We start from the raw sequence: 24796 nt of genomic DNA, 5'->3' as shown, positions 1-24796 counted from the left end.
TCCGGATACGGATGCCGTCACGTGCTCTTGCGGAGGGTCAGGTCCACGACCAGGGCCCGGTGGTCGGTGTCCCCCAGTTCCAGGAAACGGGTCCTCGTCGCCGTGAAGCCCCGGGACACCAGGACGTGGTCGATCTGGGCGCCGAAGGCCGGGGCCGTCAGGGCGGGCCAGCTCGGGGTACGGGTGTCGCCGGTGAGGCGCGCGCCGTCCATGAAGCCGGTGTCCAGGATGCGGCGGAAGGCCGCGTGGTCCTGGGTGGCGTTGAAGTCGCCCGCGACGACGGTGGGCCGGCCGATGTTCGCGGCGGCGTAGTCGCGCAGGGCGGCCAGCTCCTTGCGCCAGGTGCCCAGGTGGGACGGGAGCGGCGGCATGGGGTGGGCCAGCTGGAGGCGGATCTCCTGGCCGTCCACGTCGGCGGTGGCGCCGGGCATGCCCATGGTGGCGGGGATGCCCTTCGCGGGCTTGAGGGGGTGGCGACTGAGGATGACGGAACCGTCGGAGCCCTTGGCTGTGACGCTCTGGACGGCCTGCCGGTACGGGTAGCCGCCGTCCTTGTCGGCCTTGCCGCCCTTCCCGTTCCTGCCGTTCTTGCCGAAGGCCTGCTCCAGCTTCTTCTCGCAGGTGGCCTCGCACTCCTGGACGAAGACCAGGTCCGGGCGCTGTGCCGAGACCGCCTCGATCAGGCCGTCCGTGGCCTGGCCGAACTCGACGTTCGCGGTGAGCACGCGGACCTCGGCGACCGGTACGCCGCCGGGTTCCATCGTCTTTCCGTACGGCTCGATGTACCAGGCGATCACGGCGAGGGCGGCCACGCCCCACACGAGGCCGATACGCCAGTGGGACAGCGCGGCGAAGAGGAGGGCGAGGGCGGTGGGGGCGAGGAGCCAGGGGAGGAAGGCGAGCAGTTGCGGGATGGGGGTCACGGCGTCGGTGTCGGCGATGCGGCAGGCCAGGACGGTACTCACGGTGAGGAGCAGGAGGGCGGCGAACCAGGCGCCGGGGCGGGCGGTGCCGTGTCCCGGCGGCGGGGCGTCGCCGTCGCCCGGCCGGTCGCCCCGTCGCTCGCTCGTGTCCGCCGTCGCGCTGCGCAAGGCCACGTCTCCCACCCCTTCTGCCCCCACCCACCCCGGCCATCTGCATGGATCCTCCCTCAAAGACGGGGGGAGTGCGTGCGGGGTTGCGCCCCGGGGGCCCCGGCGGGGCCGCCCGCGCCGTTCCCCGCGCCCCTTAAGGGCGGGGCTGCGCCCCAGGCTTGCCGCCAGGTGCGGCCGGTGGGAGCTGGCCGCGCCGTTCCCCGCGCCCCTCCAGGGCGGGGCTGCGGCCCGGGCTTGCCTTCGGGGGTGGGCCCGGTGGGGGTGGGCCGCGCCGTTCCCCGCGCCCCTTTGGGGCGGGGGTGCGGCCGGCCCGGTTGTCGGGTGCGGGTTTGCTGGGGGCGGGGTGCGCAGTTCCCCGCGCCCCTGAAAGCGCGGGGAGCGTTTGCGTCGTTTGCTGCGCCCTGGGGACGAAAAGCTGGGGCGCAGCCCCGCTTTTCAGGGGCGCGGGGAACTGCGCGGCCAGCTGCGGCGCCGCCGCAGGTGTAAGCGTGGGATGCGCATTGGTCTTCTGGGGGCGCGGGGAACTGCGCGCTCAGCTAGGGCGCCGCCGCAGGTGAGCGGCGGTTTCTTGGGGGCGCGGGGAACTGCGCGAACGGTCGTGATGGTGGCGCACGTGTGAGCGTCGGTTTTTCTAGGGGCGCGGGGAACTGCGCGTGGTCAGGTCTCGTCGGGCAGACGGGTCAGGAAGTCGGTCATGGACTTGTTGAAGTGGGTTGGTTGTTCGAGGTTCGGCATGTGGGCCGCGCCCGGCACCACATCCAGAACCGAGTCCGGCAGAGCCTCGTGCATCGCCCGCGCGTCCGACACCGGCGTGAACCCGTCGTCCTCCCCCACCACCACCAGCGCGGGAACCCCGACCCGGGTCAGCAGTCCCCGGTAGTCGGGACGCTCGGCCCGCCCCCGCAGGGCCGCCGCGGCCCCCTCCGCCGGCGTGCCCGTCATCATGCGGTGGACATGCGCCGCCACCTCGGGCGGGGCGTACGGCGCGACCATCCGGTACAGGACCTCCTCGGCGTACCCGCCCATCCCCTCCCGCAGCAGCCGCTCGGCCATCGCGCCCCGGGACGCCTTCCCCTCCGGCGTCTCCGCCGCCGCGAACGTGTCCGCCAGCAGCAGGCCCCGGATCCGTTCCGGGAACAGCCGGTAGCACTCCATGGCGATCTGGCCGCCCATCGACAGTCCCCCGAGCACGAATTCGGGTACCCGGAGTTCGTCGAGGAGGGCCGCCACGTCCTCGGCGAAGACGGAGAGCGGGGTGATCCCGGGGACCACCGGGGACGCGCCGTACCCCCGCAGGTCCGGCACGATCACCCGGCGCTCGGCGGAGAAGGCCGCCACCTGCGGCGCCCACATCGTGCGGTCGAAGGGGTGGCCGTGGATCAGGACGAGGGGGAGCGGTGTGGTGGTGTGCGGGCCTTTGTCATCGTATGCGAGGAAGGGGGCCATGGGTCGGACCCTAGATCCTCTCAACTCCTCGGTGCAATAAGATCTTTGCTCTCGGTGCAATCCGGGAACGGGAGGGAGTGGCGTGGAGGACTATCGGCGTATCGCCGACCGGCTGGCCGAGGAGATCTACTCGGGGCGGCTGAAGGCCGGCGAACGGCTGCCGCCGCAGCGCGTGTTCGCCCGGCGGCGGAGCATCGCGGGATCCACGGCCGGGCGCGTGTACGGGGAACTGGTCCGGCGCGGCCTCGTCGTCGGCGAGGTCGGACGCGGCACCTTCGTACGGGCCGCGCCGCCCCCTTCGGGCAGGGCCCTCGCCGAAGCCGCGCACGACCACGATCCCCGAACGACGGTCGATCTGGAGCTCAACTACCCCTCCGTACCGGGGCAGTCGGAGCTGATGGCCGACGGGCTCGCGCCGCTGCTGCGGGCCGACGTGCTGGGCGAGGTCACCCGTACCGTCCCGGCCACCGGGACCGCCGCCGCGCGCGAGGCCGTCGCCGGGCTGCTGGCCGGCTCCGGGTGGCGGCCCGCGCCCGGGCAGCTGCTCTTCGCGGGGAACGGCCGGCAGGCCATCGCGGGCGTCCTCGCCACGCTGGTACGGCCCGGTGGCCGGGTCGGTGTGGAGGCGCTGACGTATCCGCTGGTCAAGGAGATCGCGGAGCGGATCGGCTGCACGCTCGTGCCGCTCGCCACGGACGAGGAAGGGCTGCGGCCCGACGCCGTCACCGCCGCCCACCGCGCCGCCCCGCTCTCCGCCCTCTACGTCCAGCCCACCCTGCACAATCCGACCGGGGTGACGGCGGGGGACGCGAGGAAGCGCGAACTGGCCGGTGTGGTCCGGGACTTGGACCTGCCCGTGGTCGAGGACCGTATCTGGTCCTTCCTCCATGAAGAAGGCGTGCCGTTCGCCGCGTACGCACCCGAGCGTGTCCATGTCGTCGACGGGCTCTCCAAGCGGGTCGCGCCCGGGCTGACCGTCGGGTTCCTCGTCGTGCCCGAGGAGCGGGTCGGGGCGGTGGGCGGCGCCCTGCGGTCGGGCGGGTGGACGGCGGGGCGGTTCGCGCTGGAGGCGGGCACGCGGTGGATCCGGGACGGGACCGTCGAGCGGCTCGTCGGGAAGAAGCGGGCCGACGCCGCCCGGCGCCAGCGGGTCGTCGCGGAACTGCTCGACACGTTCACGGTCCGGGCCGACCCGTACGCGTACTACGCCTGGTGGGAGCTGCCCGCGCCCTGGCGCGCCGACACCTTCACGGCTGCCGCCGCCGCGCGCGGGGTCGCGGTCACGCCGGGGGCCGCCTTCGCCGTGGGACCGCAGGGCGCGCCGGACGCCGTCAGGCTCGGGCTCGCGTCGGTTCCGGTACCGGTGCTGGGACAGGCGCTGCGGACGCTGCGCGACGTCGCGCGCGGGCGTCCGTGAGCCAGGTCGCCAGCGCCACCGTGAGGCCGAGGGCCAGGACGAACCAGGTCGCCGTGCGCAGGGTCTCGGTGAGGGCGTCGTAGACCGCGCCCGCCGCGGCGCGCGAGACGTGCTCGGGCAGGCCCGAGAGGGTCAGGGCGCGGCCGATCACCGTGGCGAGGGCCAGCAGGGCGGCGCCCAGGGCCATGCCGAGCGCGGTGGCGGTGACGGCACGGCGGCGGCGTACGGCCAGCAGGATGCCGCCGACGGCCAGGGCGACCGCCGCCAGGGGCAGCCAGAAACCCGCGATCTCCAGCATGGGGAAGCCTTTCCGCAGGGAGCTCAGCTCCTGGGCGCCGAGGACCGTGACCTCGGTGTGCGCGACGGGAATGCGGTGGGCCATCGGCACGCGGTCGTCGGCCAGTTGTGCCTTGAGGCGGGCCGTGACCGGGGCCAGGTCGAGGGTGACGGCACCCTCGCTGTCGTTGCGCAGGGCGCGCAGGACGGCGTCGTGCGCGGCCCGGTTCGCCGTGGTCCAGGCCGCGCGGAAGGCCTCCGTACCGGTGAAGGACCGCACCGCCCGGTGGACGTACGCGCGGACCTCCCCCTCCAGCGGCCCCACCTCGACCTCGCTCATGATGCCGTCCGTGACGGTGTCCGCGATCGCGCCCTGGACGTCCGGGCCGGCGGCGAGCGGCGCCATCGTGTCGACGTACCGCCCGGTGTCGCCGATCTCGTACTTCGCCCACGCCGAGAGCCCGCCCAGCGGCACGAGGACGCAGGCGAGCACGATCAGCAGCGCCGAGAGGACTTTCCGCAGCGCCGAGAGGTCTTTGCGCATTCCTCAAGGAAGAACCCCGGCCGGGCCCTTCGCCATCGGGGCACGGCCGGGGTGACTGCATCCGGACGCGGATTGCGTTCTTCCGGGGGACCCGGGCGGCCCTCCTCATCGGCAGAGGGCGGTCACTTGCGGTTGTAGAGCCGCATCGTGACCGGGCCGAAGACCGCGACCAGCAGACCGGCCCAGCCCAGTGACCACGCGATCTCGGCGCTCGGCCAGGAGCCCTCCATCAGGCCGCGGACCGCCGAGGCGAGGTGGGTGACGGGGTTGTTGTTGACGAAGGCCTGGAGCCAGCCCGGCATCGTCTCGGGGCGGACGAAGATGTCGCTGAGGAAGGTCAGCGGGAACAGGATCATCATGCTCACGCCCATCACCGACTTCTCCGTGCGCAGCAGCAGGCCGAACATCGTCCACACCCAGGAGAAGGCGAACGAGAAGACGATCAGCAGGACGACACCCGCCACCACTCCCTGGACGCCGCCGTCCGGACGGAAGCCCATGATCAGACCCACCGCGAGCATCACGACCGACGCGATCGTGTAGCGCAGGGCGTCCCCGAGCAGATAGCCGACCAGCGTCGACGGGCGCCAGATGGGCAGCGAACGGAAACGGTCGAAGACGCCCTTGGCGATGTCGATGTTGACCGAGACGCCCGTGTACATCGTGATCATGACGACCGACATCACGAGGATGCCCGGGAGCAGGTACTGGATGTACTCCTCGGGGGAACCGGCGAGCGCGCCCCCGAACAGGTACGTGTACATCAGCACCATCATGATCGGGAACGCCGTCACGTCGAAGAGCTGCTCCGGCACGTGCTTGATCTTGAGGATCGCCCGCCAGCCGAAGGTGAGGGACGCCTGAAGGGCGTTCGGGCGCGGCGGGCGCTCACCGGCGACCAGGATCGCGGCGAGGCTCTCGGTACGGACCGGCGCGAGGTCCGCGGTGTCCGCGGTGCCGGTCGCGCTGCCGGAGGACTGGGTCGCGGTGCTCATGCCGTGGCCTCTTTCTTCAACGTCTTCTTCTGCGTCGGCGGCTGTGTCTCGGGAGGGTTCGGGGGCCGGCTGTCGGACTTTCCGGTGAGGGCGAGGAAGACCTCGTCCAGGCTCGGCTGGCCCAGGGAGAAGTTGTCGACGGTGATGCCCGCGCGGGCGAGTTCGGCCAGGGCGCGGGACGCCTTCTCGGCGGCCGCGGCGCCGTCCGGCGAGCCGTTGCCGACCCGGGCCGTCAGCGCCACCGGGTCCGGCTCCAGCTGGACGTCCGTGCCCAAAGCCTGCCGCAGCACCCGCTCGGCGTCCGGGCGCCGGTCCGCGTCCCGCAGCCGTACGTGCACGGCGCCCGCGCCCACCGACGCCTTCAGCTCGCCCTTCGTGCCCTCGGCGATGACCTTGCCCTTGTCGATGACGGCGATCCGGGACGCCAACTGGTCGGCCTCGTCCAGGTACTGGGTCGTCAGCAGGACCGTGGTGCCCTGGGCGACGACCGCCCGCACGATCTCCCACACCTGGTTGCGGCTGCGCGGGTCCAGGCCCGTCGTCGGCTCGTCCAGGAACAGCAGGTCCGGGGTGTTGAGGATGGACGCGGCGATGTCGATACGGCGCCGCATGCCGCCCGAGTAGTTCTTCACCTGCCGGCCGGCCGCCTCCGACAGGCCGAAGGCGTCGAGGAGTTGGGCCGCGCGGTCGTACGAGGCCTTCTTGGCGTGGCCCGTCAGACGGGCCAGCAGCACGAGGTTCTCGGTGCCGGTCAGGTCCTCGTCCACGGACGCGTACTGGCCGGTGAGGCTCACCCGGGCGCGTACCGCGTCCGCCTCCCGTACGACGTCGTGGCCGAAGACGTGGGCCTCGCCGCCGTCGGGGCGCAGCAGGGTCGCCAGCATGCGAACGGTCGTGGTCTTGCCCGCGCCGTTCGGGCCCAGCAGGCCGTAGACCGCGCCCGGCTCGATACGCAGGTCCACGCCGTCGACCGCGCGGGTGTCGCCGAAGGTCTTCACCAGGCCCGCGGTCTCGATGGCCGGTCCGGCCCAGTGGTCGGTGCGGTTGCTGCTCGTCATGTCGGTCCGCCCATCCGCGTCGTTCTGGTGACTGATCTGGTGACTGGTTTCGTGACTGGTTTCGGAATGCAGACCCCTGGGGCCGCGGAAACTCATCGGTGGGGCGGTGGGGGACCGCGGGGGCGGGGCCTCCGGTGGAGGGTTGACCCGAACGGGTGTTACCTGGATCAGGGGAGAGGAGGCCGATCATGCGCGTCACCCTGGCTCTCAGAATCCTTGGAACCGCCCTGGTCAGCGGCGGTGTGCTGACCGTCGCGGCCGCGGGTACGGCGACCGCGGGCGACCGCGGCGACCGCCGTGGCGGCGATCCCGTGTGGGGGACCGTCGTCTCCCGCGGCGACCTGAAGGTGCGGGACCGTCCCCACACCGGCTCGGCTGTCGTCGACCGGCTCTCGCCCGGCAGTCAGGACCGGGTCGCGTGCGTCGCGCGGGGCTCGCACGTCTTCGGCAACCCGCACTGGTACTGGCTCGTCGGGGCGCGGGGCTGGGCGAGCGCGGCGTTCGTCGACCTCGGCGGAGAGGGTGTGCCGAAGTGCTCCGACCTCTACGAGGGGGCGTGGAAGGAGCGGTGGCACGACACCGACGCCTCGGACTCCGGCTGGGAGTGGGTGCCCGGCGGGCAGTGAGCGAGCCCGAGGAGAACGGGGCCCCGGCGTTGCAGCCGGGGCCCCGCTCGGCTTGGTCACGGTCACGGTCGCCGTCGCTGTCGGCGGGCCGGGGTCAGTCCTCGGTCGTGTAGTAGCGGTAGAAGACCATCGCGAAGACGCCCGCCGTGATCACGAGGGACAGGCCCACGGTCTTGAGGACGCCGGCGTCCGTGAGGCTGTAGATGAAGCCGAACGAGATGCCCGCGAACGCCGCCCAGGCGGCTGCGCGCAGTTCGCGTGGGAGGCGGGGGGCGACGGTGTGGACGGCGTAGGCCGCAGCGGCGAACGCGAGGGCCGCGAGCACGCCCAGGAGGACGTTCCAGCCGGTGATCGGGCCTGCGTGGCGGGCTATGCCGGAGGTCCACAGGCCGTAGATGATGCCGCCGAGTGCGGGCAGTGCGAGTTTCGCCTTGACGGCGGGGTGGTGGGTGGACGGCCTTGACCTTGCCGGTCCGGGATGTGCGGTTGACGTGGGTGCCGCTTGAGCCATGACAGCACTCCTCTCTCTTCCTCGCCCCTGCCTTCCAGGGCACACCTGGGGGGAGGGGACGGCAAGTCGTGGTCGTTGCCCGCGCCCCGGCGGGGGCCGTTCTGCGCAGTTCCCCGCGCCCCTTCAAGGCGGGGCTGCGCCCCGGGCCTGCCCTTGAGTGCGGGCCCGGTGAGGGCTGGCCGCGCAGTTCCCCGCGCCCCTTTGGGGTGGGGCTGCGCCCCGGTCTCGTTGTCGGGTGCCGGTTGGGTGGGGGGTTTGCGCAGTTCCCCGCGCCCCTAAAGGCCGAGGCCGGGAGGTGCGCAGTTCCCCGCGCCCCTGAAAGCCGAAGCCGGGGCCGGTCGCGCAGTTCCCCGCGTCCCTGCAAGCGTGCGGGGGCGTAGCCCCGTTTTTCAGGGGCGCGGGGAACTGCGCGCTCAGCCGCGACGCCGCCGCAGGGGGGAAGTCACGTGCGGGGAACCGACCTGTCCGCCCCCCCCCGCGGGACCGCAGGTCGCAGGAGAGAGGGAGTGTCGGCGGAGCCGGGAACCCCGGCGTGCGGTGGGCGCGCGTGCGTGCTTCGCTGGGCGGATGAGCGGCGGCGCGGAGCAGGAAACGCGGCCCCAGCGGCAGCAACTGCTTCGCGTACGCGGACGCAGCGTCGCCTGGGCACCCCCACTGCTCCTCCTCATCGCGATCGCCGTGATCGACAGCAACACCTCGGGCGAGTTCAGGATCATCTCCTGGATCGTCCTCGTTCCCGGCATCGCGGCGGCCATCTGCGGAGTGCGAGGCACGGCTGTCTTCGCCGCCCTCGCCCTCGTCACGTACATCGAGGTGGACGCCGCCTGGCCGCACCAGGACCAGACCGGTCTGCCCGACTTCATCCTCGTCGCGGTGGGCGGCGCCCTCGCGACGACGGCCTGCGCGGTACGCGTACGCGAGGAGCGGCGGATGCTGCACATGCGGGACGTGGCCGACACGACCCGCCGTACCGTGCTGCGCCCGATGCCCACCCCCTGGGCCGGCCTGGACCACGCGGCCGTCTACCTCGCCGCTGACAGCGAGGCCCGCGTCGGCGGCGACTTCTACGACATCCAGCCGGGCCCGCACGGCACCCGCGTCCTCCTCGGAGACGTGCAGGGCAAGGGCCTGCCCGCGCTCGACGCCGCCGCCGCGCTGCTCGGCACGTTCCGCGAGGCGGCGTACCACGAGGCGTCCCTGGCCGTCGTCGCCGAACGGCTGGAGGTACGGATGCGCCGCCAGCGGCAGTACGTGGCGGACCTCGGCGAGGTACCGGACCGCGGCGTGGAACGGTTCGCGACCGCCGTCCTCGTCGGGTTCCCGCCACCCGGCGCGCCCGGCGGCCACATCGAGGTCGTCAACTTCGGGCACGATCCCCCGCTGGCGGTGGGCCCGTCCGGGGTGCGTCCCCTGCCGCCCGGCGACGGCCTGCCGCTCGGTTTCGGCGGGCTCGCGGGCCCGGCCTCGGGCGTCCCGCCGGTCCACCGGGTGCCCTTCACCCCCGACGAGACCCTGCTGCTCGTCACGGACGGCGTGACCGAGGCGCGCGACGCCGAAGGCGTCTTCTTCCCGCTTCACGAACGCGTCGCCCTGGCCGTCTCCGTCGACCCCGGTATCGCCCACCCCCGCCACCTGGTGGAACTGGTCCGCGAAGGCACCCTCCGCCACAGCACGGGCCATCTGGTGGACGACACGACTATCTTCGCCGTCCGCACGGCAGCGGCGCGGCCGTCGCCGTAGGGCATGGGGCCGTGACATCGGCGGCTCCGCCGTGGGGTGCGACCAGTCCTCGTCCACCCGCGGAGGTCGAACAAACCCGCATCACCCACCCCCTATCGCCCCCACCACAACCCCCTTTGCACCCGCACCGGTTACCGTGCTGCCGTAGTGATCGAAGGCCGAGGCGGATTCGAAGGGGAGGGAGACGGCGATGCCCGGAACCGTACTGCTGATCGCGGCGTCACCGGTGGGCAGGGGCTGCCTCGTCGACGCCGCCTCCGTGCTCCCCGTACTCGCCGCGGTCGCCCCCTCCGTGCTCTCCGGCACGGACACCGCGAACGTCGTCGAACTCGCCGACCCCCTGCAGCCGCAGGCGGTCCTGACCCGGCTGCGGGCCGCCGCCACGGCCCCCGGCCCGCTGACGGTCTTCCTCACCGGGCAGCTCCAACTGGACCGCCGTCAGCGGCGCCCGCATCTGGCGCTCGCCCGGACGACCCCCGCGACCGTCCGCTACACCGGCTTCCCGTGGCACTGGATCCGTGAGGAACTGCGGCTGCGCGCCCCGGGCAGTACGACCCTTCTCGTCGACCTGCACACTGACGCGGAGACCTGGCAGCAACTGGCCGCCCAGCCCCTCACCGGGGGCCCGGGAGTCGCGCTGTACGGCCGTGTGGCGCCGCCTCCCCCGCGACGCGCGCTCGCGGTGCCCACGTACATGAAGTCCCTCGCCACGATCCTGCGCAGCGGGCACCGTCCACCGCTCGCGGACCTCCACCAGCAGGCGCTGACCCGCTCGTACGCCGAGGACCCGGACTCCGCCCGCCGGGACCTCGTCCTCGCGGCCGAACCCCGGTACCTGGCAGGGATCCCGATGCCGGGGCCGGCGACGGCCCACGGGTACGCGGCGGCACCCGCCGCCGCGCCGCCCGTGCACCCCGCGGCGCCGCCTACGTACCCCGTCGCGCCCGTGCCCTACCTCGCCGCCGTACCGATGCCCGCGAGCCCGCCCGTGGCGGTGCCGGTTCCCGAGCCCGCTCCGGTCGATCCGCACGCCGAGATCACCGCCGCCGTGCAGAACGGCCGGCACGCCGAGGCCGCCGCGCTGGCCGAGCGGTGGGAGCGGACCGCGCTGCGGACGTACGGGCCGGGCGCCGAGGAGGTCGTGCACTGGATGGAGGTACGGGCGGACCTGGCCATGTTCGCGGGCGACGCCGAGCTGAGCTGCCGGATCTGGCTGGCGGTGGCCGACGCGCGGCTGACCGCGGGGCAGCCGCCGGACGCGCCCGGGGTCGAGGCGGCCGTGGACCGGGCGCACCACCAGTGGGGCCGTATCGGCGACTCGGCGCGGGCCCGTGAGCTGGGTCCTGCGCTGGCCGACCTGCGCGGACGGGTTCCCGGACGCCGGCAGGGCGCGCTGGACGACATCCGGCGCAACCTCAGCCGGCTCCAGACCCACTGACCCGGGGGTGTGAGGAGACGGGGTTCAGCGGGCGAGCATCTCCAGCGCGGCCGACACCAGCGTCCGTACGCCGGGGCCGACCGTCGCCAGGTCGGGGGCGAAGCGCGGGCTGTGGTTACTGGGGACGGCCGCGAGTTGCTCCAGGAGATCGTCACCGGCCTCGGCGGCGGCCGCGTTCCAGACCTCCGCGGGTGTGCTCGTCACGAACCAGTACGCGTACGGGAGCGCGCCGCCGGGGCCGCCCGCAGCGAGGAACGGGAAGTCCTCGCTGCCCATGACCGGGCCGAAGTCGAGAACCGTGCCCGCGCCGAACACCTCGCCGTGCACGGCCGCGACCCGGCGGTCGGTGTCCGCGTCGTTCACCGTCACCGGGAAATCCCCGCCGACCGTCACGGTGGGTTCGCGCGGGCAGCCAGCCGCCACGCACTCGCCCGCCGCGATACGCCGGACCGAGGCGAGCATCCGCTCCCGTACCTCCGCGGACTGCGTACGGAGGTTGAGGGAGATCCGCGCCTCGGACGGGATGATGTTGTGCCGCGTACCCGCCTCGATGCGCCCCACGGTCAGTACGGCCGACTCCCGGGCCGCGATCTCGCGCGAGACGACGCTCTGCAGCCGCGTCACGATGTACGCGGCCGTCACCACCGGGTCCACGGTCGCCTCGGGCCGTGAGCCGTGCCCGCCCACCCCGTGCACGACGATGTCGACGTCCGTGGAGGCCGACATGATCAGGCCCGGCGTGTGCGCGTACAGCCCGGCCGGGCCGGGGGCCGCGTGCTGGGCGAGCAGGACGTCCGGGCGCGGGAAACGCTCGTACAGGCCGTCCGCCACCATTGCGGCGGCGCCCGTACCGGTCTCCTCGGCGGGCTGCCCGACCACCAGGAGCGTGCCGGACCAGGTGTCCCGCCCGGCGGCCAGCGCGTCGGCGGCGCCGGTCAGCCAGGTGACGTGCAGGTCGTGGCCGCAGGCGTGCATGACGCCGGGCGTCTCGGAGGCGTACGGCAGCCCGGTCTCCTCGGTGACCGGCAGCGCGTCCATGTCGCCGCGGAGCAGGACGGTGGGCCCGTCGCCGTTGCGCAGCACCCCGACGACCCCCGGGCCGCCGGTACCGCCGACGTTCTCGGCCGTCTCGTACCCGGCCTCGCGCAGACGTCCGGCGAGGATCCCGGCCGTACGGTGTTCGCGCGCCGACAGCTCGGGGTGCCGGTGGAGGTCCCGGTAGAGGTCCTCCAGGGCGGGCAGCGGGAGGTCGGCGGTGAGGTCCAGGGCGGTGCGGGCCGCGGCCGAGAGCGCGGGGGCGGGGGTGGGAGAGGTCACGAGGGCAGCGTATGCGGCGGGTATCACTCGTACGGCGGTGTTCAGCGCGGTTGTGGCCGGGTGTCGCTGCTATCCACAAGGGAGGGGGACGACACCCACCGAAGGAAGTGCGGCATGGCAGGCACGCTCGCCATCAACTTCACCCAGGGGCTCGACGACGCCTGGTCGAAGATCGCGACATTCGTCCCCAAACTCATCGGGTTCCTCGTCATCCTGGTGATCGGCTGGGTCATCTCGAAGATGATCGCCCGCGTCCTGGACCGGGTCCTGCGCAAGGCGGGCTCCGAGCGCCTGTCGGAACGGGCGGGCACGGAACGGCTGCTGAGCGAGTCCAAGTACGACATGACGGGGATCGTCTGCAAGATCGTGTACTACGCGCTGATGCTGATCACGCTGCAGCTCGCGCTCGGCGTCTTCGGCGCCAACCCCGTCAGTGAGATGATCAACGGGATCGTGGCCTGGCTGCCGCGCGGCATCGTCGCCGTGGTCCTCGTGGTGATCGCGATGGCCATCGCGAACGGGGTCCGCACGATCGTGGGCAGCGCGCTGTCGTCCGTCTCCTACGGGAAGACGGTCGCGACCATGATGTGGGCGTGCATCCTCGCGCTGGGCGTGATCGCGGCGCTCGGCCAGGCGGGCATCGCGACGGCGGTCACGCAGCCGGTCCTGTACGCGGCGCTCGCGGCCGTGGCGGGCATCCTGATCGTCGGTGTGGGCGGCGGCATGATCATGCCGATGCGGCAGCGGTGGGAGCGGTGGCTGGAGACGGCCGAGCGGGAGTCGATGAACGCCAAGGGGAGTATGTCGGCGTACCAGTCGGGGCGCGACGACGCGCTGCGGGGGCAGCCGGCTCGCGAACGCACGGAGCGCTCCGCGGGTCCGGACGGGGGCTCGACGCTGGACATGTGACGGCCGTCCCCCCGGCTGCCCGGCGGGCCTGAGCGCGCCGTTCCCCGCGCCCCTTTGAGGGCTGGCCCGGATGTGGGGTGCGGGCCGGTCGGAGTGGGCCGCGCAGTTCCCCGCGCCCCTCCAGGGGCGCGGGGAACTGCGCGGGCGGCATCCGCTGGCCGCACCTGGTAGCGGACCCCGCATGGACTCGGGTGGCTAGTGGTCGCGTTGGGGTGGGATCAGGTTGTGGTGGTGGGCCAGCCAGGTGATCGCCGTCAGGCGGCACACCGCGTAGTCGTGGCCCACCGGCTCCCGCCAGTCCGTCTCCGCGAGCCCGTCCAGGAAACCGAGCGCGTAGTCCGTGAGGGACTCGCGGTCCGGCGGCAGCGGGACCAGACCGGACCCCGCCGCCATCAGCCGCTCGCGCAGCTCCGCCACATGCTGGTCCACCGCCGCCGTGAACGCCGGCTCGAACGCGAACTCCGCGAAGCGAGGCGCGTACGCGCGGGTGATCTCGACGAGGGGGGTCAGGGGCGACATCCGTCCACCGTAAAGCGGACGGAGTGGTGCGAGGAGGGGGATTTGGGATGGTTTCCGTCACATCAGAGCGGGGGGTGGGCCGGCGCCGGGCCCAGGGTCGTCGTGCCGGGCGCGGTGCGGTGACCGAGACCTGTCCGGTACGCGTCCAGCGCCGCGTCTATCCGGCCCGTACGCCGCAGCAGGTCGCCGAGGAGGCGGCACAGGTCGGCCAGGTCGCCCGCCGCGCCCGCCCGCTCCAGCAGGCTGAGCGCGCGGACGTAGTGCTCCTCGGCCGCCTCCGTGTCCCGGGCGTCCTCCGCGATGATGCCGAGCAGCCGGTGCGCGCCCGCGGAGTGCACGGCCCCGCGCTCCGAGCTGAGGTCGCCCAGTACGCCGTGCAGGAGGGTCGCGGCCTCCTCCGACTTGCCGCGCCGGTGGAGCACGTCCGCGAGTTCCACCGCGACCTGGCTGGTGTAGAGCGCGGCGCGCTGCGCGGAGTGCATGGCCTGCGCCTCGCGCAACTCGCTCTCGGCGCGTTCCAGGTCGCCGTTCTGCGCGTACAGATATCCGCGCATCCAGTGGCAGTTGGCCAGCTCGGTGCGGATCTGGAGCTGCCGGTACAGCTCCGCCGCCTTGCCCAGGGACGCGTCGGCCTCGGCCATCCGCCCCTCGGCGATCATCGTCCGGGCGACGGACCGGTGCATACGCGCCAGCAGCGCCGGATCGCCGACCTGCGGGGCCAGCGCGAGCGCGAACTCCGCCGCCTGCGCCGCCCGCGCGTGCGCCCCCATGTCCATGTAGGGCGCGATCACCGCCGCGTAGAGCAGCAGCAGGGCGTCCGGGTCGTGCAGCCCGCCCTTGTTCAGCTCGTCGATGGTGGATTCCAGCAGGTAGCAGGCGTACCGGAGTTCGCCCGCGAGGTAGTGCGAGACCGCCCGGCCGCGCAGGGCCGGGACGCGCACGGGCAGCGGTTCGTCCGCGAGCCGTTTCTCCGACTCCTCGAAACGCAGCCGGGCCGTCGCCAGGTCACCGGTGTCCATGGCGCACTCGCCGAGGCCGAGCAGCGCGGCGGCGCACTCGGCGTTCAGGCCGTGCGCCTCCGCCTCGGCGAGCAGCGCGGTGTACTGCTCGGCGGCGATCTCCGCCTCGCCGGTCGCCAGGGTCCGCTGGGCGTCGGTGAGTCTCAGCCGCAGATCGGTGGCGAGATGGGCGGGCCGCCCGGTGGCCAGTTCCTCGTAGGCGATGCCGAGCCGTTCGGCGATGTGCCGCAGTGCCTCCTCGGAGGGCCGTACGCGTCCTGCCTCCAGCGTGGAGACGTACGCGGGGGTGTAGGCGGGTTCCGCCAGTTGTTTCTGTGTCAGCCCGCGTTCCGTACGCAGTTGCTGCACTCTGCGCCCGATGATTCCCGGGTCGTCGCGCTCGGCCATGGCGTAAGCATGCCAGTAAGTCGACTTACACCTGTCCGCTATCCAACTTCCTGTTGAAACGGTCAAGTTAAGTCTTGTGGACAGGCTCGGACAGGCCTTCGATCGGCTCAATGCCGCCCTTGCCCCGGAGGCGAACACGCCCTAGGTTAAGCGGCGCGTTAAGCGCACGATGAAGCACATTTAATACGCTGGCCTACGTTGACGTTGCGAGGTTGTCGCCGTGTTCCGACGCATTGCCACGCGCTACCTTCCGGGTCGTTTCATCGCGGCGTTCGGTGCGGCCGTGGTCGCTTTCGCCGCGCTTGTGAGTGCGGCCAACGCAGTGCCTCACTGAGGGCTCCGCCCGGCTGTCGTTTCCCTACGGGGTCCTGACAGGCCCCGCCCAGGTACGCACAGGTGCCGTCGCTAGCCTGCTCTCTCGTATGGAGAACGGACGGAATGTAGCCGACGGCGTGCGGGTGGCGGCCCGGGCGCTCGTGTACGCGGTGGTCGGTGGGGTGGCGTTGCTCGCCGTCGTCACCGTCGGATCGGTGCTCGGGCCGATGGTCGTGCTCGATCTCGCCACCCCCGCCATGGCCGCCTGGTGGACCGTGTTCACCGCCGTCGCCGTGCAGGGCATCCCCTTCCTGCTGCTGGGCACGGTCGTGTCGGCGGCGATCGGGGCCTTCGTGCCCGAGCGGGTCTTCAGACGCGTCCTGCCGAAGAACCCGGCGCTCGCCGTGCCCGTCGCCGGAGCGGCGGGCGTCGTGCTGCCGGGGTGCGAGTGCGCGTCCGTGCCCGTCGCGGACAGCCTGATGCGGCGCGGGGTCGCGCCGGCCGCCGCGCTCGCCTTCCTGCTCTCCGCGCCCGCCATCAACCCGGTCGTCCTCGTCGCCACGTCCATCGCCTTCCCGGGAGATCCGGCCATGGTCGGCGCCCGGCTCGTCGCGTCCCTCGCCACCGCGGTCGCGATGGGGTGGCTGTGGGTGCGGTTCGGCAGGGAGGAGTGGCTGCCGTCCGTACGGCGCGGCGGTGGACCGGCGGCCACCGCACGCGGGTGGCGGGGTTTCCGGGACGGGCTGCAGCACGACTTCCTGCACGCCGGGGGCTTCCTCGTGCTGGGGGCGGCCGCCGCGGCGACCTTCAACATCCTGGTGCCGCGGTCCCTGCTCGACGTGTTCACCGGCTCGCCCTGGCTGTCGGTGCTGCTGCTCGCCGTCCTCGCCGTCGTGCTGTGCGTGTGCTCCGAGGCGGACGCCTTCGTGGCGGCCTCGCTGACCGGGTTCTCGCCGACGGCCCGGCTGGCGTTCATGGTCGTCGGACCCATGGTCGACCTGAAGCTCGTCGCCCTCCAGGCGGGGACCTTCGGGCGGGCGTTCGCGGTGCGGTTCTCGTCGGTGACGTGGGTGGTGGCCGTGGTGAGCAGCGTGCTGGTGGGCGGGTGGCTGCTGTGAGCCTCCGTCTCCACGTGCCGCCGCTGCGCCTCCGTCTGCGACCGCAGGGTGTGCTGCTGATCCTGTGCGGGTCGGCGCTGCTCCGGATCGCGCTCTTCAGCGAGCTGTACCTGCGCTATGTGAAGGAGGGCCTGCGCCCCTACCTCGTCGTCTCCGGCGCGGCACTGATCGCCCTCGGCCTGCTGGGCCTGTTCACCCGCGACCACGGCCGGGAGTGGGACGAGGAGGAGGGGGAGGGCGAGGAGGACAGCCATGTCGAGGGAGAGGGTCACGATCACACCCGTAACCCCCGTATCGCCTGGCTGCTCACCGCTCCCGCCCTCGCCCTCCTCCTCTTCCCGCCGCCCGCGCTCGGCTCGTACAGCGCGGAGCGGGAGGAGGCGCGGGTCGCGGCGCAGGGGGCCGGTACCTTCCCGGAGCTCCCGGCAGGGGATCCCCTCGACCTGACCCTGGGGGTGTTCGCCTCGCGGGCGGAGTGGGACACGGGCGCGTCCTTGAAGGGGCGCACGGTCCGGCTGACCGGCTTCGTGACCCGCGACGACGGCGGTGCCTGGTCCGTGGCCCGGCTGCGCGTCACCTGCTGCGCCGCCGACGCGCAGGCGCTCAAGGTCGAGGTGCGCGGCGCGGACGCCCCGGCCGCCGACACCTGGGTGAAGGTCACCGGCACCTGGCACCCCACGGGCAGGCCCGGCACGGACGCGGCCCGCCCGGTACTGGACGCCGTGTCGGTGAAGAGGACGACGGCGCCTTCGGACCCGTACGAGAAGCGTTGAGCTGGTCGCACCGAACGGCCGACGCGTTGTCAGTGGTGCCCTGTTCACTTGGCACATGAGCGACAAGACGAGTCACGGCGATGCCGACCGGACCACGGCCCACCCCTTTGGCACGGAGATGGTGGAGCCGTCGCGCTTCAGGATCCGCGACGTGCGGATCGACGGCGGGGGTGCCGTGGCGAGAGTCCGGGGAGGCGGTTCGTACCGGCTCGCTTTCGATGTGCTGCACGACTGTTCGCTGTGCGGCAACGCCGTCAACCAGGTGATCGTCGGACTCGCGGGCGAGGACCGGGCCCAGGCGTCGGTGTGGAACGGCAAGCAGCGCAGCGGGGGCGGTGTGAAGGTGGTCAACGCCGGTACGAGCGTCGAGGCGTTGGCGGAGGACAACCCGGGTCCGGCGGAGTGGGTGAACGTGTCGTGCGACCTCGTCGTCCCCGACGCACCCGGCGTGTACCCGGTGCGGGCCCGTTACGCGCAGGCGTACCAGGGCCGTCTGATGACCGCCGAAGGCCGTGCGATACCCCAGCCGGAGTACCCGGACGTCCTGGGCTGGTGGAAGGTCGACCGTCCGCAGGGGCCGGGGCCGGACTCGACGATAGGCACGATCATCGTCGAGGCGTGAAGCGGTGGCGGTGCTCGTGATGGCCGGTGGCCGGTGACTGTGGCCGGTCGTCAGGTCCGTTCGTGCATCCAGCCCTGGGGGAGCCAGGGCAGGTGGTCCGTGTGCGGGGGCGGCGGGCTGGTGCGGGCCAGGAGGATGGCCACGTCGTCCTCCGAGGTGGCCGGGTCCAGATGGGCGGTGACCGTCTCCAGGAGGGCGGGGAGGGGGGCCGCCGGGTCGATGGGGAGGTCGGCCAGAGTGGTGAGGCCGGTCTCGATGTCGCGGTCGCGGCGTTCGATCAGGCCGTCGGTGCACAGCAGGAGGACCGAGCCGGGGGAGACGGGGACGGTCGTGGCCGAGAAGGTGCCGAGGCCCACGCCCAGGGGCGGCGAGACCGGGAGGCCGAGCAGGGTGCGGGTGCCGTCGGGGGCCACGAGCAGCGGGGGGACGTGGCCGGCGTTGGAGAAGGTGGCGCATTCCCGGCGGGGGTCGAGGAGGGCCAGCAGGCAGGTCGCCACCCGGTCCAGTTCCAGGGTGAGCGCGGTGCGTTCGGCCTGGAGCAGGATGAAGTCCGGGGTGCTGCTCTGGACGGCCAGGGTGCGCAGCACCGAGCGGTACTCGCTCATCGCGGCCGCCGCGCGGATCCCGTGCCCCATGACGTCCCCCACCACCAGCAGGGTGCGGCCGTGGGGCAGCGCGAGCGTGTCGAACCAGTCGCCGCCGACCTCCGCCCCCGCCCCCGCCGGCAGATAGCGGCCCAGGGTCTCCACACCGGGGCCCGTGACGGTCGGGGTGTTCAGGAAGGCCCGCTGCATCTCCAGTGCCGTCTCGTGCTCGCGGGTGTAGCGGACCGCGTGCGCGATGCCCGTGGCGGCCCGGTCGGTGAGGTCGCCGAGGAGTGCCGCGTCCGCGTCGGTGAGGGGGGCGGAGTCACCGGCCCGGAACACGATCACCGCGCCCACCAGCTCGTCGTGGACCGCGAGGGGCAGATAGATCCCGGAGTGCGCGCCCATCCGGCGGAAGTGCTCCTTGCGTTCGTACGACACCGAGAACTGGCGCATGGCCTCGTCGGCCGGGTGGGTGAGGACGAGCGGGCGCCGGTCGGCCAGCACGTGGGCCATGGGCGAACCGGCCCGGTACACGACGAACTCGCCGAGGAGGCCGAGCGGCGAGGACACCTCCGTCAGCTCCGGTGTGGTGGCGAGCGCGATCCGGCGCAGCCGCAGCGGATACCGGTCCGAGGGCACCTCGGGCGTGCCCTCCGGGTCCACGACGTCCACCGCCGCGTAGTCCGCGAAGCGCGGCACCAGCAGGTCGGCCAGCGCCTGACAGGCCTGGCCGAGGTCGAGGGTCGCGCCGGTGCTGCGGTTCGCCTCGTCGAGCAGTGCCATGCGGTTGCGTGCCCGGACGAGGTCCTCGCGCCCGCGCAGCGCGTCGGTGACCTCCATGACGACGGCGGCCACGCCGAGGACCTCTCCGGCCGGTCCGGACAGCCGGTGGTAGGCGCCCAGCCACCACCGGTTGTCGTCCGCCGTGTCGGCAGGGGTCTGTCCGCCGACCGTGACGACCTGCGGAACTCCCGTACGCAGCACCTTCGCGAGCAGTTGCTCCGAGGACTCCAGGCCCGGCAGCACGTCCCGCAGCCGGCGGCCGAGGTGCTCGGCGGCCGGGACGCCGTTGAGCCGGGCGAGCGCGTCGTTGAGGTAGAGGTAGCGCAGCTCGCTGTCGAGCACGGCGATACCGGCCGGGCAGTGGTCGAGGAGCCGCCGGGTCAGCGTCAGCTCGCCGAGCAGCCGCTCCGCGGACTCCCCCACGTTCTCGGAGCGGCGCACGGCGTCCGCGAGCGCCGCCAGTTCCGCCTGGGTCAGCAACATGCGCGGGTCGGGCCGAACCTGTTCACCGGGCACCCGTCCACAGCATCACGCCCCCACCACCCCCACCAACGGACTGACCTGTCCGGGTGACGGGCCCGGCGGCAGGGGTGCCGGGCCCGGCGGCCCGGCGACGGAATCAGCGGCCCGCCCCCGGGGGCCACCCGCCCTAGGGCACCGGTGCCGTCGTGGGCTTGGGGTGTTCGGGGGTTCGGCCGCCGGGGGAGCCGGCCAGGCGCCAGACCTCGTTCGCCGTCAGCGCGGCGTACGCGTCGGGCGGGAGGTCGCCGGTGAGGCCCGCGACCCGGACGGGTTTCCCGCCGCGCTCGGCGAACAGGGCGAGGGTGAGGGCGAGCCGGGGCGAGTACACGCTCCGCCAGGAAGTCCGGGTGCCGGGCCCGCTCCCCGCGCCCGCCGAGTGCACGACCGGCCCGGCGGGCACGGCCCTGGCCGGTACGAAGGCCCCGTCCTCGGCGCCTGGCACGAACGCACCCCCTTCGGCGCCCGGCACGTTCAGCAGCTCGGTGACCACCGCCGCCTCCTTCCCGTGCATCGCGGTACGCGTCTTCGGACGTGCGGTGTGGACGGTACGGCCCGCCTTGGTGATCTTCGCGACGGTGTACGGGGCCGCGTACGTGCCGTCGGCGGCCAGCGTGGCGTACGCCGCGTTCAGGCGCAGCGGCGTGGGAGCCGTCTCCCTGAGGAGTCCGCTCAGCGGGTCGCCGAACCGCAGGCCCTTGTAGGCGAACGGTTCGAGGACCGTGCCCGCCTCGACCGCCCCGTCGACGGCGTCGTTGAACGGCTGGTGGGCGTAGTCCGCCCCGCCGTAGAGCACCCGGACCGCGCCGTCGCCGGGCACGGTCGCGACGACGGCGGTGTGCAGCCGGGCGCCCTTGACGGCCTGGGACGTCCGCTCGCGCACCAGCTCCGCCGTCTCGTCCTGGAGGCCGAGGTCGAAGGTGGTGTGCACCTTGTAGCCGCCGCGCGCCAGCTGGTCCTCCGAGATGCCGAGCCGGTCGGCGGCCTCGGCGGACGCCGTGTCGATCAGGTACTGGCGCTGGCCGTTCGTGCCGCCCGGCGGGTAGAAGCGGAAGGCGGGGAAACGGGCGGCGGCCCGCTCGCGGGCGCTGATCGCCTTCGAGTCCGCCATCGCGTCGAGCACCCACACCCAGCGGCGCTCCAGCGTCCCCGTCACCTTCGCGTCCGCGCCCGCCCGTTCGTAGTACGAGGGCAGGTTGAGGATCGACGCGAGGGCGGCGCCCTGGGAGACCGTCAGGTCGCGCGCGCCGATGCCGAAGTAGTTGCGCGCGGCCGACTCGACACCGGCGGCGCCGCGGCCGAAGTACACGGTGTTGAGGTAGCCCGCCAGGATGTCGTCCTTGGCCCTCGTGCGGTCCACTTTCACGGCGATGAGGGCCTCGTGCGCCTTGCGCTTGAGGGACTGCTCGGGGGTCAGCAGCGCGTTCTTCACGTACTGCTGCGTGATCGTGGAGCCGCCCTGGCGGTCGCCGCCCGTCACCGTCGCGAGCGCGGCCCGCAGGATCGCGGACGGGGCGACCCCCGAGTCCGTACGGAAGGAGCGGTTCTCCGCGGCGATCACGGCGTCCTGGACGTGCCGCGGGACCTGCTTGAGGGAGATGTCCTGGCGGTCGACCGGTCCGCGCCTGCCGAGGTAGTCGCCCTCGGTGTCCACGAAGACCGTGCTCTGGCTGACGGTCTCCGGATGCGGCTCGGGGATGGGCGTCATGCGGTACGCGACGACGACCGCGGCGCACACGAGAAGGAACAGCGTCAGCAGGGCGGCCAGTACGCGGCGCAGGCGGCGGACGCGGGTGCGGCGCCTGCGGAGCCGTGTCCGCCGCAGGAACGTGCCGATGCCGCGGAGGCGGGCGCCGCCGCGGCGCAGCAGGTCGCGGCCGGTCACACGGGTGGTCGGGCGGGCGTTCATGAGGGGGTGTCCGTCCGTGCGAGAAGGTTGCCGGCGGAGTCGTAGGCCTTCACCGTGATGCCTGGCGAGGACGTGTCGTCGGTGTCGGCGCCGGCGCCGTCACTGCCGGTGAGCTGGGTGTCCACGTACCAGGAGGACCAGCCGGGGGAGCCCGCCAGGGTGAGCAGCCGGGCGGCGAACGTGCCGTCGGGGGTGCGGACTTCGACGCGGGACGCCTCGCGGCTGCCCCGGTGGACACCGGAGAGGAAGATGCGTTTCCCGGTCGTGGAGTCCGCCCAGAGGGTCAGCGCCGGACTTCCGGCCTCACCCTTCCCGACGTCACGGAACTGGTTCGGCTGCCCCGGAGCCGACAGGTGCGTGCCGTCCTTGGAGAGCCAGAACTGCACACCGGGCGCGGCGGCGACCCGTTCGCCGGGTGTCACGACACGGACCGCCGCCCTCTCCACGGAGACCGTGACGCCACCGGACCCGGTTCCCGTGCCGCGCACCGCCCCCACGACCAGGGGTACGAGGAGCAGGGCGCCCACGGAGGTGAGCACCGCGGTGGTGCGCCGGCGCCGCGTGCGGAGCGTGCGCCCGGCCGCCTCGATGGCGGGCGCGGGGAGCGGCGGGACCTCGAACGAGCCGTCGTGGTCCGGGACTTGCGGGTCACGTATTCCTTCGTGGTGTGCGGCATGGGCGCGCAGGGCCTTCTCCGCCCGGCGGTCCACCGCCTTCACCGCCCCGCGTGAGGAGTTGAGGAGCGCTGCGATCTCGCGATGGGTCAGACCGTCCCAGTGCCGGAGCACGGCCACGGCCCGCCGACGGGGCGGCAGACCCGCCAGCACCTCGGTGAGCGGGTCGAACGGATCGGCCGCGTACGGCTCCGGCGTGGAGCTGGAGTGCTTGGAGTGCTTGGAGTGCCCGAGACGGGCGACCAGCCGTGGCCGGCGTCGCAGGAAGCCCCGTACCAGTGCCCGTCGCACGTAGAACTCCGCGTCGTCGCCCGCGAGTCGGCGCCGCGCGTAGACCTCCGCCACCGCGGCTCTCGCGCGTCTGTCCGCGTCGGCGGAGTTCCCCGTGAGCAGACGGGCCGTGCGCGTGAGCCGGGGCCAGTACTCCCCGGCGCGGGCGGTGAAGTCGTCGTCCATGGTCAGTCGAGCGCGACGATGCGCGCCACTCCCTCCGGATCGGCCCTGCGCGGTGCTTGTGCTTCGATGTACGCGACCTACGCGACCTGTGTTGCGTACGTGACGTACGTGACCTGTACGCACGACAGAGGCAGCCGGGTTGCACGGGACTTCCGAGAACAGCGGCAGGGGGTGTGGCGGGGGGTATGACCGAGGACGAGTTCGACGGGTTCTACGCAGCCGCGTTCCCCCGGCTGACCGGGCAGCTCTACGCCTTCACCGGTGACCACGGTGAGGCGCAGGACGTCGTCCAGGAGGCATTCGTCCGGGCCTGGGACCGGCGGCGGGAGTTCCTCGCCGACGGGGCACCCGAGGCCTGGATACGTACGGTCGCGATGCGGCTCGCGGTGAGCCGTTGGCGGCGGGCCCGGCGTTGGCTGGAACTCGTACGCCGCAATCCGCCGCCGGAGCACACTCCGGGGCCGGGGCCCGAACGGGCCGCGCTGGTGGCCGCGTTGCGGGAACTGCCCGAGGCGCAGCGCATGGCTGTCGTTCTGCACCATCTGTGCGACTTGAGTGTCGAACAGGTAGCCTCCGAAACCGGTGCGCCCACAGGGACGGTCAAGGCCCGGCTGTCCCGTGGCCGGGCGGCGCTGGCACGGCGGCTCGGCGAGGCCGACGAACTGGGTGAGAGGGAGGACGACCGTGTCCGATGAGCTCACGCCCGGCCGCCGGTACGGGCACGAGGGCCCCGGCGAGGATCCCGGCGACGGCTCGAACCGCTCCGAACTGTCCGTCGCTCTGCGCGAGTTGGCCCAGGATCACGAGACACCGGCGGCCGTCCCGGGCGCGGAGATCCGCCGTCGTGCGGTACGCCGCCGCCGGCGCCGCAAGGCCTCGCTGGCCGCCGTCGGTACGGCGGGGGCGGGCGCGCTGGCCCTGATCCTGGCCGTGGTGCTCACTGATGGCGAAAGTGCCCGGTCGGTTCCGCCCGCGGCCAGTTACGGCGTGAAAACGCCCCCCGCCACCGCCAGGCCCTCTCCGGTCGTCGTCGCCGCCACGGTGGACCTCGACCGGCGTGAACTGACCGCCGAGGGCCGCACCCTGCCCATCTCCGCCGGGGCGGGCAAGACGCCCACCCCGACGGGGCTGATGACGGTCACCGCCAAGTACAAGGAGGCGATGGTGTCGGGCCCGGTGGCGGGCTGGAGCGCGTACGAGGTCAAGGCGACCTGGGTGGTGCGGCTGCGCGGCCCCGACGACCGTACGAACTATCTCCTCGCCCTCACCTGGGACGAGAAGGCCCCCGGCAGCTACGACATCACCGGCGGCGCGATCGGTATGCGCAACGTGGACGCGATGTGGCTGTACAAGGTGCTCAGGCCGGGAGCGGTGGTGGAGGTGGTGGGGACGGCCACGGCCACGGCACGGCCGACGGAGCCCGTGCCGTCGCGGGCGGGTGACGGTGTGGAGGTCTCGCCCGCGGGGACGGGGACGGAGACTGCGCCGGCGTCGCTGGATCCGACCAATGCGGCGAGGGCGCAGGAATTGGCGGACGAGGCGCGGGCGAAGGAGTCGGCGGGGACGGCCAGGGGCAGGGACACGAGGCCCTGAGCCGGGCCCGGAGACGGGGCCCTGAGATCGGGTCCTGAGACCGGGCCCCGGGACGTTGCGGGCCAAGTCCTGGTGTGAGCTTTACTGCGCGTTAGTTGCAGGAGCGGTGACATGGCGTGAGGGTGGGGGCAGTTCCACGGAGGTCCGCACG

The 24796-nt window shown here is 73.1% G+C and carries 22 protein-coding genes; 10 read left to right on the top strand and 12 right to left on the bottom strand.

The features are described 5' to 3' along the window. Positions 1-17: 17 nt before the first annotated feature. Positions 18-1091: an endonuclease/exonuclease/phosphatase family protein gene (locus IE278_RS10940; protein WP_189771525.1), complete on the bottom strand. Its 1074-nt coding sequence runs from the start codon at positions 1089-1091 to the stop codon at positions 18-20. Between the two features lie 660 nt (positions 1092-1751). Then, positions 1752-2540 (bottom strand): alpha/beta fold hydrolase, encoded by a 789-nt coding sequence (locus tag IE278_RS10935; RefSeq protein ID WP_189771187.1) that lies wholly within the window; start codon positions 2538-2540, stop codon positions 1752-1754. An 82-nt stretch (positions 2541-2622) separates the two neighbouring features. On the opposite strand from IE278_RS10935, the gene IE278_RS10930 reads away from it, so the two are divergent. Then, the gene (locus IE278_RS10930) at positions 2623-3957 is read left to right on the top strand and encodes an aminotransferase-like domain-containing protein (protein WP_189771185.1); all 1335 of its coding nucleotides are present in this window, start codon (positions 2623-2625) and stop codon (positions 3955-3957) included. Here the strand turns inward: IE278_RS10930 and IE278_RS10925 are convergent. The 3 genes from IE278_RS10925 to IE278_RS10915 all read right to left on the bottom strand — a co-directional run bounded on the left by IE278_RS10925 (position 3872) and on the right by IE278_RS10915 (position 6830). Continuing rightward, positions 3872-4777, bottom strand: a complete 906-nt coding sequence (locus IE278_RS10925; protein ID WP_189771183.1) for a hypothetical protein — start codon at positions 4775-4777, stop codon at positions 3872-3874. The two genes, IE278_RS10930 and IE278_RS10925, sit on opposite strands and share 86 nt — an antisense overlap. Before the next feature lie 122 nt (positions 4778-4899). Then, a complete protein-coding gene (locus IE278_RS10920) occupies positions 4900-5772 on the bottom strand; it encodes an ABC transporter permease (RefSeq protein WP_189771181.1) in 873 nt (290 codons plus the stop codon). Next, on the bottom strand, positions 5769-6830 hold the full coding sequence (locus tag IE278_RS10915) for an ATP-binding cassette domain-containing protein (protein ID WP_189771179.1): 1062 nt from the start codon (positions 6828-6830) through the stop codon (positions 5769-5771). The genes IE278_RS10920 and IE278_RS10915 overlap by 4 nt, the downstream gene beginning before the upstream one ends. Before the next feature lie 188 nt (positions 6831-7018). Here IE278_RS10915 and IE278_RS10910 point away from each other — a divergent pair, with 188 nt between their 5' ends. After that, the gene (locus IE278_RS10910) at positions 7019-7456 is read left to right on the top strand and encodes an SH3 domain-containing protein (protein ID WP_189771177.1); all 438 of its coding nucleotides are present in this window, start codon (positions 7019-7021) and stop codon (positions 7454-7456) included. 94 nt (positions 7457-7550) lie between these two features. Here IE278_RS10910 and IE278_RS10905 read toward each other — a convergent pair whose 3' ends face one another. Then, positions 7551-7967 (bottom strand): hypothetical protein, encoded by a 417-nt coding sequence (locus IE278_RS10905; RefSeq protein WP_246570248.1) that lies wholly within the window; start codon positions 7965-7967, stop codon positions 7551-7553. A 567-nt stretch (positions 7968-8534) separates the two neighbouring features. Between IE278_RS10905 and IE278_RS10900 the strand changes: the two genes are divergently transcribed. After that, positions 8535-9707, top strand: coding sequence for a PP2C family protein-serine/threonine phosphatase (locus IE278_RS10900; protein WP_189771175.1), 1173 nt, complete (start codon positions 8535-8537; stop codon positions 9705-9707). 190 nt (positions 9708-9897) lie between these two features. After that, entirely contained in the window at positions 9898-11145 is a 1248-nt protein-coding gene (locus IE278_RS10895; protein WP_189771173.1) for a hypothetical protein, read from the top strand. A 24-nt stretch (positions 11146-11169) separates the two neighbouring features. Here the strand turns inward: IE278_RS10895 and IE278_RS10890 are convergent, their stop codons facing one another. Continuing rightward, positions 11170-12462 carry an amidohydrolase gene (locus tag IE278_RS10890; protein WP_189771171.1) on the bottom strand — a complete coding sequence of 431 codons (1293 nt, stop codon included), beginning with the start codon at positions 12460-12462 and terminating at the stop codon, positions 11170-11172. A 114-nt stretch (positions 12463-12576) separates the two neighbouring features. On the opposite strand from IE278_RS10890, the gene IE278_RS10885 reads away from it, so the two are divergent. After that, positions 12577-13371 carry a mechanosensitive ion channel family protein gene (locus IE278_RS10885; RefSeq protein ID WP_189771169.1) on the top strand — a complete coding sequence of 265 codons (795 nt, stop codon included), beginning with the start codon at positions 12577-12579 and terminating at the stop codon, positions 13369-13371. Positions 13372-13566: 195 nt separating this feature from the next. On the opposite strand, the gene IE278_RS10880 is transcribed toward IE278_RS10885, so the two are convergent. Together IE278_RS10880 and IE278_RS10875 are read right to left on the bottom strand one after the other, a co-directional pair. After that, positions 13567-13890 carry a DUF6401 family natural product biosynthesis protein gene (locus IE278_RS10880; protein WP_189771167.1) on the bottom strand — a complete coding sequence of 108 codons (324 nt, stop codon included), beginning with the start codon at positions 13888-13890 and terminating at the stop codon, positions 13567-13569. Positions 13891-13952: 62 nt separating this feature from the next. Then, positions 13953-15296 (bottom strand): helix-turn-helix domain-containing protein, encoded by a 1344-nt coding sequence (locus IE278_RS10875; RefSeq protein WP_189771165.1) that lies wholly within the window; start codon positions 15294-15296, stop codon positions 13953-13955. A 422-nt stretch (positions 15297-15718) separates the two neighbouring features. On the opposite strand from IE278_RS10875, the gene IE278_RS10870 reads away from it, so the two are divergent. The 3 genes from IE278_RS10870 to IE278_RS10860 are packed head-to-tail and all read left to right on the top strand — an operon-like array spanning position 15719 to position 18124. Then, the gene (locus tag IE278_RS10870) at positions 15719-16729 is read left to right on the top strand and encodes a permease (RefSeq protein WP_189771163.1); all 1011 of its coding nucleotides are present in this window, start codon (positions 15719-15721) and stop codon (positions 16727-16729) included. Then, positions 16726-17502, top strand: coding sequence for a TIGR03943 family putative permease subunit (locus tag IE278_RS10865; protein WP_246570247.1), 777 nt, complete (start codon positions 16726-16728; stop codon positions 17500-17502). Before IE278_RS10870 ends, IE278_RS10865 begins: the two co-directional genes overlap by 4 nt. Before the next feature lie 55 nt (positions 17503-17557). After that, positions 17558-18124, top strand: a complete 567-nt coding sequence (locus IE278_RS10860) for a hypothetical protein (RefSeq protein ID WP_189771161.1) — start codon at positions 17558-17560, stop codon at positions 18122-18124. A gap of 50 nt (positions 18125-18174) precedes the next feature. Here the strand turns inward: IE278_RS10860 and IE278_RS10855 are convergent, their stop codons facing one another. The 3 genes from IE278_RS10855 to IE278_RS10845 all read right to left on the bottom strand — a co-directional run bounded on the left by IE278_RS10855 (position 18175) and on the right by IE278_RS10845 (position 23052). After that, positions 18175-19977: a SpoIIE family protein phosphatase gene (locus IE278_RS10855; protein ID WP_189771159.1), complete on the bottom strand. Its 1803-nt coding sequence runs from the start codon at positions 19975-19977 to the stop codon at positions 18175-18177. A 166-nt stretch (positions 19978-20143) separates the two neighbouring features. Then, positions 20144-21922, bottom strand: a complete 1779-nt coding sequence (locus IE278_RS10850; protein WP_189771157.1) for a transglycosylase domain-containing protein — start codon at positions 21920-21922, stop codon at positions 20144-20146. Further along, complete coding sequence (locus IE278_RS10845; protein WP_189771155.1) at positions 21919-23052, bottom strand: sigma factor-like helix-turn-helix DNA-binding protein; 1134 nt, start codon at positions 23050-23052, stop codon at positions 21919-21921. Before IE278_RS10845 ends, IE278_RS10850 begins: the two co-directional genes overlap by 4 nt. Before the next feature lie 185 nt (positions 23053-23237). Between IE278_RS10845 and IE278_RS10840 the strand changes: the two genes are divergently transcribed. Beyond that, positions 23238-23747: a SigE family RNA polymerase sigma factor gene (locus tag IE278_RS10840; RefSeq protein ID WP_189771153.1), complete on the top strand. Its 510-nt coding sequence runs from the start codon at positions 23238-23240 to the stop codon at positions 23745-23747. Continuing rightward, positions 23737-24645, top strand: a complete 909-nt coding sequence (locus tag IE278_RS42915; RefSeq protein ID WP_189771151.1) for a L,D-transpeptidase — start codon at positions 23737-23739, stop codon at positions 24643-24645. The genes IE278_RS10840 and IE278_RS42915 overlap by 11 nt, the downstream gene beginning before the upstream one ends. Positions 24646-24796: the final 151 nt, after the last annotated feature.

This window comes from Streptomyces tauricus, from assembly GCF_014650955.1.
GTDB classification, from domain to species: domain Bacteria; phylum Actinomycetota; class Actinomycetes; order Streptomycetales; family Streptomycetaceae; genus Streptomyces; species Streptomyces tauricus.
Note: the sequence above shows the minus strand (reverse complement) of the source record. Positions and strands in the feature narration are given on the sequence as shown.